The sequence below is a fragment of the Paenibacillus sp. 102 genome, assembly GCF_039549175.1.
Lineage (GTDB): Bacteria > Bacillota > Bacilli > Bacillales > Bacillaceae_G > Bacillus_A.
This window is the reverse complement of record NZ_JBCGHT010000020.1, coordinates 1-14,787: the sequence shown is the minus strand read 5'-3', so window position 1 is coordinate 14,787 and position 14,787 is coordinate 1. Positions and strand designations below refer to the sequence as shown.

Annotated in this window: 10 protein-coding genes and 6 pseudogenes; 10 read left to right on the top strand and 6 right to left on the bottom strand. The window is 32.7% G+C overall.

The window, feature by feature from the left end; genetic code table 11:
- Positions 1-596 precede the first annotated feature (596 nt).
- Positions 597-2,297: a hypothetical protein gene (locus AAIE21_RS25060; protein ID WP_343269238.1), complete on the top strand. Its 1,701-nt coding sequence runs from the start codon at positions 597-599 to the stop codon at positions 2,295-2,297.
- An 881-nt stretch (positions 2,298-3,178) separates the two neighbouring features.
- Positions 3,179-3,358: a GNAT family N-acetyltransferase gene (locus AAIE21_RS25055; protein ID WP_481858713.1), complete on the top strand. Its 180-nt coding sequence runs from the start codon at positions 3,179-3,181 to the stop codon at positions 3,356-3,358.
- A 233-nt stretch (positions 3,359-3,591) separates the two neighbouring features.
- Here AAIE21_RS25055 and AAIE21_RS25050 read toward each other — a convergent pair.
- Positions 3,592-3,780, bottom strand: a pseudogene (locus tag AAIE21_RS25050) (YolD-like family protein); the annotation flags it as partial.
- A 39-nt stretch (positions 3,781-3,819) separates the two neighbouring features.
- Between AAIE21_RS25050 and AAIE21_RS25045 the strand changes: the two are divergent.
- Positions 3,820-3,975 (top strand): annotated as a pseudogene (locus AAIE21_RS25045) (IS6 family transposase); the annotation flags it as partial.
- A gap of 77 nt (positions 3,976-4,052) precedes the next feature.
- Here AAIE21_RS25045 and AAIE21_RS25040 read toward each other — a convergent pair.
- Both AAIE21_RS25040 and AAIE21_RS25035 read right to left on the bottom strand, forming a co-directional pair.
- Positions 4,053-4,187: pseudogene (locus tag AAIE21_RS25040) on the bottom strand (zinc ribbon domain-containing protein); the annotation flags it as partial.
- A gap of 456 nt (positions 4,188-4,643) precedes the next feature.
- Entirely contained in the window at positions 4,644-4,787 is a 144-nt protein-coding gene (locus tag AAIE21_RS25035) for a deoxyuridine 5'-triphosphate nucleotidohydrolase (protein ID WP_343269274.1), read from the bottom strand.
- A 2,213-nt stretch (positions 4,788-7,000) separates the two neighbouring features.
- On the opposite strand from AAIE21_RS25035, the gene AAIE21_RS25030 reads away from it, so the two are divergent.
- Complete coding sequence (locus AAIE21_RS25030) at positions 7,001-7,744, top strand: MerR family transcriptional regulator (RefSeq protein ID WP_343269237.1); 744 nt, start codon at positions 7,001-7,003, stop codon at positions 7,742-7,744.
- 32 nt (positions 7,745-7,776) lie between these two features.
- On the opposite strand, the gene AAIE21_RS25025 is transcribed toward AAIE21_RS25030, so the two are convergent.
- Both AAIE21_RS25025 and AAIE21_RS25020 read right to left on the bottom strand, forming a co-directional pair.
- Entirely contained in the window at positions 7,777-9,231 is a 1,455-nt protein-coding gene (locus AAIE21_RS25025; RefSeq protein ID WP_343269236.1) for an FtsZ/tubulin family protein, read from the bottom strand.
- A 4-nt stretch (positions 9,232-9,235) separates the two neighbouring features.
- Positions 9,236-9,658: a hypothetical protein gene (locus tag AAIE21_RS25020; protein ID WP_343269235.1), complete on the bottom strand. Its 423-nt coding sequence runs from the start codon at positions 9,656-9,658 to the stop codon at positions 9,236-9,238.
- Positions 9,659-10,174: 516 nt separating this feature from the next.
- On the opposite strand from AAIE21_RS25020, the gene AAIE21_RS25015 reads away from it, so the two are divergent.
- The 6 genes and pseudogenes from AAIE21_RS25015 (at position 10,175) to mobP2 (ending at position 14,610) form a co-directional block, all read left to right on the top strand.
- A complete protein-coding gene (locus AAIE21_RS25015) occupies positions 10,175-10,327 on the top strand; it encodes a hypothetical protein (protein ID WP_343269234.1) in 153 nt (50 codons plus the stop codon).
- A 3-nt stretch (positions 10,328-10,330) separates the two neighbouring features.
- Positions 10,331-11,457 (top strand): annotated as a pseudogene (locus AAIE21_RS25010) (bifunctional lytic transglycosylase/C40 family peptidase).
- A gap of 49 nt (positions 11,458-11,506) precedes the next feature.
- On the top strand, positions 11,507-12,106 hold the full coding sequence (locus tag AAIE21_RS25005; RefSeq protein ID WP_343269233.1) for a MerR family transcriptional regulator: 600 nt from the start codon (positions 11,507-11,509) through the stop codon (positions 12,104-12,106).
- A 20-nt stretch (positions 12,107-12,126) separates the two neighbouring features.
- Entirely contained in the window at positions 12,127-12,999 is an 873-nt protein-coding gene (locus AAIE21_RS25000; RefSeq protein ID WP_343269232.1) for a hypothetical protein, read from the top strand.
- Between the two features lie 195 nt (positions 13,000-13,194).
- On the top strand, positions 13,195-13,455 hold the full coding sequence (locus AAIE21_RS24995) for a hypothetical protein (protein WP_343269231.1): 261 nt from the start codon (positions 13,195-13,197) through the stop codon (positions 13,453-13,455).
- Positions 13,448-14,610, top strand: a pseudogene (gene mobP2, locus AAIE21_RS24990) (MobP2 family relaxase). The gene AAIE21_RS24995 and the pseudogene mobP2 overlap by 8 nt, the downstream one beginning before the upstream one ends.
- Positions 14,611-14,646: 36 nt before the next feature.
- On the opposite strand, the pseudogene AAIE21_RS24985 reads toward mobP2, so the two are convergent.
- Positions 14,647-14,787: pseudogene (locus tag AAIE21_RS24985) on the bottom strand (IS6 family transposase); the annotation flags it as partial.

The following is a 14,787-nucleotide window of genomic DNA, read 5'->3' as shown; positions in this document are numbered from 1 at the left end:
CTATCTTGAAACATTTTTGCCATATCCTTGACCATTCAATATATAAGAAACGCTCATAAACCCTTATGTACCAAAGGATTAGTTCAATTTCTCTATTTCTCTTGTTTCACATCAAACATGAAACACTTTTGCCATATCCTTGACCATTTAAATTTTGAAACACAATTTTTTTTTTGCCATATCCTTGACCTAAAATTCTTTCTATCACTCCTATAAACCTTTGTATTACTACATTTAATATAAATTCCCACAATAAATGACTTATAGATAAACATGAAACACTTTTGCTATATCCTTGACCTAAAAATGTATCACATCACCATCAAATCCTTTTATACCAATGGTTATGACGTTGTTTCATCAATATTTTCATGAAACTAATATATGAAACACTTTTTCCCATATCTTTGACACAAATTTTTTTAAAGAAATTCTTGTATCCCTTGTGGCAACTGGCTTTATAAAGTGTTTCATATTAGAAAAATTCCTCTTAAAGGAGCATGTTTCAACATTTTTCGATTTGCTATAATCAAAATTGGTATATTTTATAGTATCCTGGCATATATTTCTGAGTTTACAGGTAGGAGGTGAAAAAGATGGAAAAATCATTTATTATTCATAACCAACGTGGTCTAAATGGACAAGCTACAAATGCAGTATTAGTAACACTGAAGTCTTGGCAAAAACTTGTTGAAACTTTCGAAGAGAAATACTACAGCTATAAAGATACATACCTTGAAGATTTACTGGATCAAATGGCATATGAAGAACGTGTTGCAGATGTAGATGGCTTTGTAGAACAAGCGAAACCATCTTTTTCCCGTCGTACCCTGTCTGCTGTTTCTGAAACAATGGGAAGAAAACATAAATTATATGGTATTACAAACGCCGATTTAGAAGTCTTCTTATACCTACACAAGAAATGTTACACAAATGGGGTCATTCCAAATGTAACAGTACATATGATGTGGGAAGATTACAAGCAATATAAAGAAGAGTTTGCTTATATACAGCATTCTCAATTCTATATTGCATTAAAAAAATTAAGTCTACATAACATTGTCACGATTGAAAAGGAATTAGATGGCCGATATACCATTAAGCTAACTCATTTTATGAATGAAGAAACTGAAAAGGCAAACCCTTATGTTTATATTAGCCCAGTGGTATTTACAAAGGCTTTCTTTGAGCTGTCAGTTGCAGCTAAGAAACTATTCTTGGACATTGCTATGCAACAGCACAGAGAAACGACACTAAAACGTTCCTTAGACAAACAGGATGAAAGAGGAAATAAAACTCATTTTGGTGGGATGTACCGCTTTTTACATAAGAAATACCCGCATCAAATACGCGCGGTTATGGCAGAATTAACAACTGCATTACCATGTACAGGAACTCCCCTATTCAAAATTTGCAAATTACAAAAAGGGGTTAATAATAAAAAAAGATATACGACTTTATATCTCTCCTTACATACGGATTTCTTATGTACAAAAGAAGCAGGAGAAGTACAGTATCGCGATCCATTCACCCCAAAGGTTACGTATGCTCGTAAAGCTCGTTTTATTGAATCTGTTCTACAAGATATGAATATTGGTGAATTTACAAAAGACATGAATAAGTTTATTCATGTACTTAAATATACATGCCACCGACAAATTCGTAGTGTAATTCATAGCTTGCGTGACATGATAGATCGTAATGAAGAATATCCAAATAAATTAGTATATACATTGAAGAAACTATTAAATCAAACATCACAATATCAAATTCTTGATACAGCAGCTAAGGAAGGTATCTATCCTCTTATTACACAACATGTACCAAAAGAGCAAAAAGAACAAGCTGTATTTGATTTCGGATTGCATTTCTCTATGTACTCTCTTCGAAACATCAAAAAGTTGTTCCGTAAAACGTATGAATTACTAAAATACAAATTTGCTGTACCTGTTACAGAGGAATCATATCACCGCAACTATCTAAAGTATCAAGAAGAAACGTTGTTTAGAAAGTACGCCTATGAACAAGGTACAAATCTAAATGCTTATATGGCTTTAGAAATAGAAATACGTGAACTCCTAAAAGCAAGAGGACATAAAGAGCGCTTTATTCCTAGTGATGTTCGCGAATTGTTCATTGAAAAGATAGATAGATTACCTAAAGAAACACTTCGCGTTATTGAAGTACCACATGGCTTCAATTTGATTACATTTATGCGTGCCTTTGAAAAGTTAATACGCGCTGGTATTCAAGTAACAACAGCTGAACAAGTACTTGAAGTAATAGAAACCAATTAACAATACTCCGCTCTCTATTTTTGAAAAAATTAAAAGTAGAGGGCTATTCGTGTTGGTTCTGTAATTTGAAAGCCTTGCACTGATTCTTTATAACAGTCACCCTTACCCGATTCTATTAATAATAGAGTCTTTTTTTATGCACTCTTATACAACAACTGTACTGTAACTAACTAAATTTCCACACATACTTTCATATAAACACGTTATGAACTGCCTTAGTGCACTCAAATATCTACAAATAATCGCAAGAAAAAAGTTAAATTTTGTGTATAAGTAGATAAATATAGTCGAATGTGAATAATATAATACTATATTTACTGATATAAAGGTATTCTAGTAACTTATCTATCAAAAATCATCAATATTTGTGTGAGTTATGTGATAAATCTGGATTATGTTAATGACTTAGTACCTAATGTGAATTGGTTGTGGGTAAATAAAATAAAATTGTGGAAATAAAGTAGATTAATACGTAATTAAGCACTTGAATAAACATGCTCAATAATGTATTAATTTGTTTCGTTTTTTATGTAGAAATACATGATTTTGTTTATGATTATTTGTAGTTTTTATATCAATATTATGCCTACTTTTCCGTTGTTAAATACTACTATTTCTGATTTTTTACGCTATGGTATGTCTAGAGTCCTTGTTACAGTAAGAGCTCTTCCCTATTTACTCGTCCTATATAAGTTTTATCTTTATATTTTAAATATATATAAGATATATCTTTATATTAGATTTTATTACAAAATTAGTTTTTTACTTGGGATAATTTAGACTTCATATAAATATATGCATAACTTAGAAAAATATTAAGTTTAATGATTGAACAGGGGAACAATAAGTTTAAATAGAACACTTTGTAACTAGAAAATAAAATCATTAATATATTAGGAGATTACTTATTTTCTATCTTCCATAATCAAAATGTGGTTGGAATGATTTGGCTTGCACAAAAATCTCCAGAAAATGATTTGCAAGGTTATATTTATGATTTTATTATCTTTGAGCAATTTCAAGGATTGGGATATGGGAAGAAAGCTATGTCACACAATTAAAGTGATCTTTATTATTAAGGAAAAAGTCGTGAGCATTTGTATGGCCACGACTTTTTCTTTTTAAGAAGTTCGGAGTGAATGTTGAATAACCTCTTAGATTTTAACAAATTAATTGTCACATATACCGTTGGCTAAGAATGGTACGTTTAAGTGTTTTGATTATTGACACTCCCACCCCCACCCCTAAAGGGGGCGCTGGCGCACCGTAGTGGGCTCTCTTATTCGGAACATCTGTAACCATCCTCATAGTATGTAATTAGTATCTCCTCTTCGGTTAGTAATGAAGTTAATAGACGGATTTCCATTCGTTCTTGAACGTCTTGCGTAGCAATAGGGCGTGGCACTCTCGCATTCTCCTTAATGATAGATCTGATACCAACAAATTGTTCCGGCATACTGGCAAATTGTTGCCATTTAACCATTCCTCTTCCTTGTTTATGATTTATGTCTCCCTAATAATGTATATTAAGAAACGTGTGCGTTCTATGTTAGGATTCAAGTCATATGAAACAGCCACTTCTATATTGAGTGGCGTTGAAACCATGCATATGATGAAAAAAAGACAACTTCGCTTACAGGTGAAGTCTGCCCCAAATGAAGTTAGGTTCCATATTTGAACTACTCACCACTTAACATCCTTACAGGCTGTTTGAAGTGGGAGATTCCTAAGCTAAGTACAGAGTTCTATCGAACTCTAATGAATTAGGGCTATCCCCGTAGTTCCTACGGTTAAGAGACGAATTGCTGCATTCCTATCTCTATCGTGATGTGTACCACAAGAAAGGCAATCCCACTCACGAATTGTTAGATTTTTAACTCCTTCTTTCTGGATATATCATGGTCCAATTCGAACACATTCCTTTCCACAATATATACATATTTTCGCTTTCGGTCCGCATTTGCGAACCGTACTAATATTTTTCAGTCCAGCTCTCTAGCCCCATTGTTATTTCACGCTTTCTATTCAAAAGATTATTTCGTCGAAATTATTCTTAATTTTCACTTAATTAATATTAAAAACTCTTACTACATTTAAAAATCATAATATAATGAACGTAATCGAAATATTAGGAGTGTTGAAAATGCCAGATAGAATACGCCTTATTCTTTTTACATTTGTAGCAATTAGTTCAATTTTTTCCTTAGTAAAGGAGTTTAAAAAGCCCAAGAAAAATGGATTTTTAATTTCAATTTCGGATTTCTCCTTGCACTTCTCGCAATACACCATATCTCCAATATCAATTGTATCTTCTTTATATTATGGGATTCCGCATCCGTATTCCCATCACCATCCGTTATCTAAGTATGCTTGTTTCGGAATTAAGTGTTCACGTTTGTATTGATCCGCCCATTTAGTTCTTCTCACTTCTACAAAGTACGCTGTTTCTACTGGCGCTATAAAGTCTTGCGCGATGCGTGTCTCTCTCAATTACATCCACCTTAAGTATGTAAATTATAAGTTTAGATACTGAGTTTATTCATTGGAAATAAATCATAATAATTATTATGTAAACAAATTATATTTTTTTCAATCTCTAATACACAAAATTCTTCAACTAATCGGTTATATTTACACATACGATTGGAGAAAATAAATATTAATAGCTTACAAATATAAATATCTATTTTCCAAGAAACCTTCACTTCAAAAAAACAAAGGTGTTAAGTGAGAAATAATTCACAAAATATCAATGTCTTGTAAACAATTTTACTGATTACAGTACGATGGTTAGCATTAACATATCAACAGACATTAACATATCAACAGACATTAACATGTTAACGAAAACAAAGATAAAAATGTTAATTTTATATCAACAGTAACTAAATGCATTAAACTAATATTGATATAAAGTTAATGCATTTATTAATAGAAGGATATTCCTCTCAACTCGTAATAAGTCATAGGCCATTAGTACTGATTGAAAAAACTATAAAAACGAATAGCCCCTTGTAAAATATATATAGTTGTAAAAAAGAAAACACATTCACAGATACTCTATAAATAATTCACTAAATAAAAAAGTATTAACCATTCTCTACAAATAACCTCTGGTAGATTACTTCTATTTGTTTAAATAAACTATAAAACGTAAAAATCATTATCAAATACTGTTTTGAATCACTTTCAATTTTAATGAAAACTCAAGAGTTAACTGTATATAATCTCCACAGAACGAAAACATCGATATTTATATATTTATAATTGATATAACATCAACAACTAAAGAGGCTTGCATCACTATAGTTAATGTCTTGTCAATATCTGCTCTATTACATATCAATTTCATATTTCATGTTAATGCCATTCCCTCTGATGAACCTAAGTTATATACAAAAGTACCATTCAATCCACAGGCTAAATAACATTTAGTACTCAATTGCGTAAAAATGCTTACCCATACACGAATATACTATTTATGAATTTTTACATCTAACGTATCAATGACAGATTCTAGAAGCACTGGATCGATTGTTTTTTATTGTGGTAAGACATACTTAACGATTAATATCACCCAGGAAGAATACTGTATTAGCAGCGTAGCAATCTGTATCCATCTTAATGTTATTACAAAGTTTTAATATCATCATATTTTATGTATAAACCTCTATTTTTCTTTTTATACATCTGTACAGATTGTTTTGTTAATCTCATAGTAACTTTAAGTCGTTTTACTAATGCAAAATAAGCTCACTATCATTAATGTTATATTGATGTGCATGTAGCCTTGGTTGATATAACATTAACAATGATAATATATTTTGTTTTTATAGTAGTGTCTTGTTGATTTACTCTTCATTACATGTCAATTTCATATTTCATGTTAATGTCTGTTTTTAAGGGTGTTTAAAATAATAGAGAGCCCAAGTATCTAACATGTCAATCTCAATCCCTCTAATTTATTTAAATCATCCTATAAACAACAGTTAAGTTCGCACTATAAGCTAAACAATATCTATACTCAATTACATATAAGCACTTATCTGTGCATAAGCATAATATTTTGTGCGCTTTATATAAGCTTATTCTTGGTAAATTAGATTCATTAAACCAACTAAATTCTATATCATGACAAAATACAAATAAACAATGAATTCAATACTAAAAATAACAGGGCTAGATAAATATTAACTCTATTTAAAGGATTAAAGGATCATTAACTTACTAGTATTTTATTAAGCTACTAGCATCATCACATTAGTAGTGTTACCTTCTTGTATCTTTTTATACATTGAAATTGGAATTTAATAACCTGCTTTTCTCATTTTCCACAGTACACAGTCATTATATCCTCATAATTTGTTTACAAAACACTTATATTTCCTTATCATTAATAATAAGCAATATAATATGTTAATCTCATGGCAACTATAAGCCATATTTCTAGCACAAAATATACTTATTATCATTAATATAACATTGATATTTATATGTTTTTAGTTAACAAAACATTAATACTTTTAACAAATTGTAGATTTATAGTCAATGTTTTGTTAATACACTCTTGGTTATATGTTAATCTCATATTTCATGTAAATACCTAAATTGATAGGTATTTACATTGATATCATCGAAATAACTATTAACATGTTAATTTCAATTCAAGTGTGTATTTGAGGATTTTTCAAGGAGGTAGGACAATGATTGATCAAAAAAGCGATTCACGAGACCATCAAAAAAACGATGATGATATATTAAACGATAATGTTTTTGAGAAGGCATGGCGGATAACAGAATTCTCTAAATTAGTCGGTCGTCACCATAATACAGTGTATAATTGGTTCAATATTTTAGAAGAAAAAGGGCTACATGAAACTTTAAGAACCAATAACACAAACGAAAAGCTCTATAATACTTTAGACCTTGAAATCGCTCTTTTTGTAAAGCAAAAAAGAGATGAGAAGTGGTCTTTAGATGCTATTATTGAACTTTTACCACATCAATTTGATTTAAGACCAGTACCACTAGAGAATCAAACAAATGAAGTATCTACCCAATTAAACCTTCAAGCAACTGCAGAAATCATTGAAAAAATGGTGAATAAGCAGATAGAAGAAAAAATAAAAAATATTGAATCTCAGTATGAGGAGAAGATAGGAAATATATTAAAACGGCTACCACAACCTGAAGATGCAGAAGCTTTAAAGATACGTCATCGTCAAGAAAGACTAGATAATTTCATTATTGAACATAGAGCACGCCAGGAATTAAGAAAGCAAGCAGAAGGCCTCTGGAATAGTAAACCTGATGACGAACGTATTAAAAAGGTAGGATGGTTTAAAAAAGAAGAAGATTTAGCTAAAAAACAACTCTTTATTGAGCAGTACATACATGATAATATCATTGATTATATGAAATCTCTCGTGAATACGACGGTGGAATAACAAAAAGTCTGGAGCGAGCTCCAGACTTTTTGTTATTTTGTAGTACCAAACATCTTATCTGGATCTAAAAAGTCCGCTAATTCAGCATCTTCATTGGCTCCAGCTTCTGTATTTTCTTCGTCACTACCCATATCAATAAAATCACCAAAGGCAAAACCTAAGTCCTCATCCTCATCTATACTTTCTATCGTACTAATTTGAGACTTTTTGTACTGAATTTGACTTTGCTTCTCTTTAAATTCATTAAATTCTTCAACTAATCCCTTAGATAATCTTGATGGTAATGCATCAGTTTTATAAAACGTATATACACTTCCCAAGAAATCATTCTTACTTACTAAATATCCATTAAAAACAGTACCGTTTATAGGTAAATTATTTGAAACTTCTACTTTAGCATCATCCATGAAGGAATCATCAATGTTTTTTTGTTCATCTAGGATAGCAAGCATACCAAAATGATGCACTTTTGATGCCTCAACAGAACCATCGTTATTCTTTTTCATCAAATCAATTGGATGATGGAAAGAGCTTCCACTTAATGATTCTTGAAACATTTCTACAATTGCATGGCTATTTTCAATCTGGTTCATATTACGTGAAATCTTATTAATTACTAAACAACCTGTTTTCTCAAGTAAAATACGTTTAAAGTCTTGAGAATCAAGTATTACAGATGTTCCAGAACCATTTGCAGCTGTATTTAATTCATGAATAATTTCACTAATGCGTTGATTTGCATAATCACGTGCATTGGCAATACCTTTTTTCTCATTCTCATTTAGCTCTTTAAATTCATCATAAAAGTGCTGATTATCAGCAAATACTACAAATGCTACACCTTTGGATTTATCATTAGCTAATTTCCAAATCTCCTGAGAAAATTTATTTACTTGCCTTAGTACATCCGGGCCATCTGCTCTTACTGGAAGTGTTACAACAATCCCCATTTTAATAAAATCTTTACGCTCAATAGCGTTTTCAAAAGCGATTCTTGCAAATTTTGCTTGATTTGCTTTTATCTCTGCCATAGGGTATTGTTGTGCAACTTTTTGTAATTCTTGTCTAATTACAGGCTTGTTATGAAAAGCAGAAAACTCTTCAATCGCCTTAATGATTGTAGAAGTTCCTGTTCCTCCACCTAGGCCTGCAAAGAATAACACAAGTTCATCGGATGGTCTTACACGTTCCGTGATAAATTCTTTTAATTTTTCTTTTGCCTCATCATTTGAATCAAGCACCTTTACTGCACGCTCAGGATTTTTACCTAAACCACCTAATTTAAGTGACACTTGGTTGCTTTTTGGTACATTTTTTAGTTCTGCTAGATCTCCATCATTACTGTTTAATGCTAAGCAGTTATATACTGATGTTCCATCTGTATGTTTATATTCAGCAAATTTATCTACCATTCTAGTACCAGCCTGACCAAAACCAACCATCGTCATCTTAACTGCTACTTCATTCTTCAAGAAATTTTTCGCCATTATTTTATCTCTCCTTATTTACTTTTTTTCTTTTCCCTAACTCAATAAGTACTTGTTGTCCTCTATAAGTTGAGATTAAAAATTTATACGGGTGCATAGCCTTTTCATAGATTAAAGACATTGATGATAATGTACTAACACTTATTTCAGCTGAACGTCTTGATATATTGGTGCGTTCAACTTCTAATGAATAAGATTTGCCTTTTGTTTTCTTTACTCTCCTATCTATGACTACATTTTCTACTATTTCATTAATTGATATGCCCCTCATGTATTTGGTTTCTTGAAATTGTTTATTAACGATGTTTCCTATGTATAGAAATACATTATATAGTATCTCGTCTTGTTCAAGAATATCTGCGAACATGTTTACTACTTCATCTGTAAATTTTATCGTTTGATACTTTCCGCTTAAAACCTCGTTCAAGTTTCCCCCCCCTTAAACCATTGGTTAATTATTCCTAGAAACATAGTACATCATTATAAGGCGTATATCAAGTCGTTATATATAAAACGTATATATAGAACTTATAAATCCTTTTTTTAGAAAACCCTTCATTTTACAAGGTTTCATTTATACAGCGTATATATACGGCGTATATATAATGTATTAATCTTATATTTCATGTGATTCACATTCTAGACTTTTAATAGAATAGATTTCACTATCATTACTATATTGGGTAAACGTATTCCCAAAAAAACAGCACTATACGTTAACATGAAACTCACATATTAAATAACAAATTTTACATACGTTGTATATATACATTTTATTTATACAACGTATAATAAAACCCTTTTATAAAAGGGTTTATACCTTTAACATATCAATTTTATATCAATATTTATGTAATAAGCAGTTTATATAAGACTTATATATAAAGCTTATATAAACTGCTTATTGTTGATAATAAAAAATCGAATGCTGTAGTTACGACGAGTGTTTGCGGGACAAATCAGTACAAGTGAACTGAATGAAATACCGTTTTTATCAACAGGAGATGTTCTCTTATGCATCAGTGCTGTGAAGAACATTTTATTTAAAGTCGATGTAACAGAAGAAGAGTTAGCGTTGTTTGGAGGAGGGGCATAATTCATGCATCTTGTACTGAAGATCATTCCGAAAAAGTGGCTCATTGTGATTGCTCTTAGTCTACTTTTTCTCCTTGGAACCTTTCTTATAGGAGCTACAATGACACTGATTGGTGGAATGGAAGGGAAGGGAATAAAAAACAAGGGGATATTACATACCCACAAGGTGGTATGGGGACAGCAAATGTTTCGGCTGAAGTGTTGAAATGGGAACCTACCATTCGGAAGTATGCGCAGGAATTTAGCGTAGAAGCGTTTGTCCCTCTGATGTTAGCTCAGATGCAACAAGAGAGTGGTGGACGTGGGCTGGATCCCATGCAATCTTCTGAAGGTGCGTATAACACAAAATACTGTAAAGCACCCAACTGTATTACAGATCCTGATTACTCCATTTGGGCGGGAGTACAGGAATTTAAGCATGCGATTGAGCGAGCGGGTGTAACGGGACCAGGTGATATGGATCACATAAAAACCGCTTTGCAGGCCTACAACTTTGGAACGGGATTCTTTGATTTTATTACAAAAAACGGTGGGAAATACACAAAAGAATTAGCCATTCAGTTCTCCGCAGAAACCTATCAGAAAGTAAAACATACGGGTATGTATCGTTGTGTAAGACCTGAAATGATCCCTTACGGCGCGTGTTATGGCGACGCCTTGTATGTTGATGCGGTGCTGAAATACTATATACCTGGCGTACCAGTAAATGGCGGTGGGGGAAGTACTGGAGGCGGTTCTTCTGGCTCGCAAGTTGCTGATGTAGGGCGTCAATGGATTGGACGTTCTACGTATGTATTTGGTGGCGGCCGAAAACAATCTGAAATTGCTGTAGGTATATTTGATTGTTCAAGTTTTGTCCGCTGGGCATTTGAGCAGGTCGGAATGAATGTGGGTTCTGTGGGACTGGTGAGTACAGAAACTTTGAATAAAATTGGTACACAAATTTCACCAATGGAGATGAAAGCTGGTGATGTTATTTTCTTTGATACGTATAAACATGATGGTCATGTTGGGATTGTCATTGACCAGAATACATTCATTGGTTGTCAAACAAATAAAGGAGTTTCAATTGAAAATCTATCGGATGCATATTGGAGTCGAGTCTTTAAAGGACATGTGAGACGTTACTAAAATGATAACAAAACTGGATAAGAGATTACAAGTTAAGGAGGCAGAATCAGTGAGTGAAACGAATGAAAAAGATAAAAGAAAAGTCTGGTTTGTAACGCTTGCAATTGTCATTGCAGGCGTTACTTTTTTAAACATCTTTTTGTATTCTCGTAACGATGAAACGGGTGATGTAAAGCAATTAAAAGTTCGTAACCAGGTGTTACAAACTGAAAATGAAGAACTGAAAAAGAAAGTGAAGGAAACTCTTCCTTCGGAACAAGAACAAGAGCGACAATCGTATCTTTCAGCAGTCGAGAAGTTTATTCAGTTATCCTTTCATCGAGAAAAACAAGGATATGAGGAACGAAGAGAACAAGCGAAAAAATTGATGAAGGAAGAAGTGTTTCAGCTCTTTTATCCAACGGATACATTCGAAATGGAGGACACATACGTATCAAAGCCATCTGATATGAAGTTATACTTACAGGCTTATAAGATTGGTGCCTCTCAGGTAGAAGTGATCGCAGAATTTCAAAATACCGTAACCATTGGAGCGAATGGGACAACAGATAAAACGAAGAATGTTATGAAAGTAACGGTGCAAAAAAATCAAGAGAGTTGGCAAGTAACCAATGTAGAAGAATTAGCGGTTCAGATCATTACATCTTAAAAAAGCGAGGTGTTCAGTAAATGGAAGTTGTAAATAATGGTGTGAATTTAAGACGTAAAAAGTCATGGATATATGGATTAATTGTAGGATTTATGTTTGTTGGTTTTTTCGGTTTTTTCACTTCGAAATTATATTTACCTTATGAAGAACCAGTCTATCATACAGAGCTGAAAAAGTCGGTTGCGTTATTGGGAAATCGAACCATGACAATAGAGAAAAGAGCGTATGATCCAGCTTCTCATACAATAGAAATGTTTCTTCGTGTAGAGGGAGGAGATGGAGAACAATATCAGTTCCAGGCACAGGAAAAAGCAAATCCAGACCTTCAATTACCAGTAAAAGTTGTGTATCAAGATGATGAAAATATGGTTGTACAAGTGAAAGAATTATCTCCAAAATGGCAGGCAGTTGCGCTTGATGTATTTGAAAAAAATAATCGAGATGTAACAGTAGAGACAAAACAAAAGAATGAAGAAGAAAAGGAAACTTCAAAGGAAGATGAAAAGCAAACATTCTTAAAATCATTCTTCTCCGATCAAAAGAAAACGGAAATAGAAGAGGGCATTACACAAAAAAGTAAAGGCTCGTATGCAAAAGTATTTATCGGTATGGAACAAAAAATATTAAAAGAAAAAGTAAAACAATATGATGAAGCCATGAAACAAGAAACGTCTAAGCAAACAGAATGGCAAAAGCAAATCACGGAATGGAAGAACGATTCTAAGTACCAAACGGAAACAGAAGAAATGGAAACAGATGCAAAAATCAATTCAAAAGAAACGAATATTAACCAGTCAAAAGAGAAGGTTGAGCTATACAAATGGGAGCAAGGTCAAGTGAAAGAAAAGATTAAAAAATTAGATGAGAAGGCCAAAGATGTAGAGCGTTTATGAAAAAAGTGTAGTGTACCTTGAATGTACTTTCGTGGTTTTTAGGTGTACCTTGAGTGTACTTTTGGTTACTTTTCTTGTTCCCATCGTTTTGCTAGGCTTTGCCTAGCTTCACACCCTAGGTGGGAACAAAAACCCCTTATGCTCTTCTCACTATTTTTTGTTCTCTACCCGGATTTGCAGAAAGGAGAGGGAAAAGTGGAAATAAGAATTAGAGAAGTAGATCCAATTGTCGTAAAGAAAATAGATGAGATGGCAAAGAAAAAAGGATTATCAAGGCAGCAATTTTTAAAAGGTCAAATAGAAATGATTGCATTTTTTCAGCAACAAAATAAAAGAGAAATGGAGTTAGAAAATCTGATACAAAAAAACATCCATGTAATGAATGATTGTTATAACGAAATGCAAAAAATGAATACGTTTATCCAAATGATGATGCAGGATGATGAACATGAGTAATACGGCTCCTGTTCCATCTTCAGTAACGCCTGGTGTTGTGTTAAAAATAAAATTTGTTTTGCCAAATTCCGATGCATTTCAAAACTATATTGAATACGTTGATCGGGAGGAAGCGAAAAGTGAAGTGAAGCTTAATCAAAAAATGTTTGAACTGTATCAAGATTACATGGGGGATTCAGAAAAGACTTCAGCTCTTTTTACGGAACACTCAAACCGATTAACAGAAAGTGAAAAAAATCCTTAAAGGAAATGTTCAAAACCGCTCATGAAAATGGAAGCATTATGTGGCAAGATGTGATCTCTTTTCATAATCCTTGGCTCGAAGAACAAGGCATATATGATGCAAGAACCAAAACACTGGATGAAAAAAAGTTAATGGATGTCACAAGACTTGCGATGAAGGAAATGCAAAAACGGGAGGGGATAGAAAAAAGTTCGATTTGGTCGGCAGCCATCCATTTCAATACGGATAATATTCACATTCATGTCGCAACAGTTGAACCCTTTCCAACAAGAGAGAGAGGCAAAAGAAAGCCCAAAACATTGGATGCAATGAAGGGGAAAGTCGTAAACAATTTGTTAGATCGAAAGTTAGAAAAGAAGCAAATTAATGATCTGATTCGTAACAATATGGTAGCAGGGAAAAAAGAAGATTCTACTTTTAACTGGCGAAATGGTCATTTGAAACCACTGTTTCTCCAAATCTATAAACAGTTACCACAGGATAAAAGACAGTGGCAATATGGATACAATACAATTCAGCCATTAAAGCCTCAAATAGATGAACTAAGTAGAAGATACATCCAACAACATCATAAAAAAGATTATGAACAGTTTCTTCAAAAATTAGATAAGGAAGTTCAAGTTTTTAAGAAAGCATATGGAGAAGGTAAGCAAGATAAAAAGTTGTATGAAGACTATAAAACGAATAAAATAAACGACCTTTATAAAAGGATGGGGAACGCTTTTTTACAAGAAATGAAAGTATACGATAAAGAACAAAAAAGAATTCAGCATATGAAAAAATCAAAGCCGTATCAGAAATTTAAACAAAGTGTTTCCATTCAATACTCGATGAAGAAAATGGAACGTGCTTTTAAAAGTGAATATGAAAGTTGGAAGAACCAAAAGGGTTCTGGTGCAAATAATATGTAGATTAGAAATAGCAGTGTAGATTCCTAATGAAATCTACTACTTTGCGGTGAGACCGAAGAGTTGATTGATTAACTTGATTTGTTTTTTGACAGACTTCTCCCCTTGCAAAGTCTGTCCTTTTTTAATCATTCTCATCGCTTCCAGTCCAGCCAACACTCGTTTAGCTGATTGAAAAGA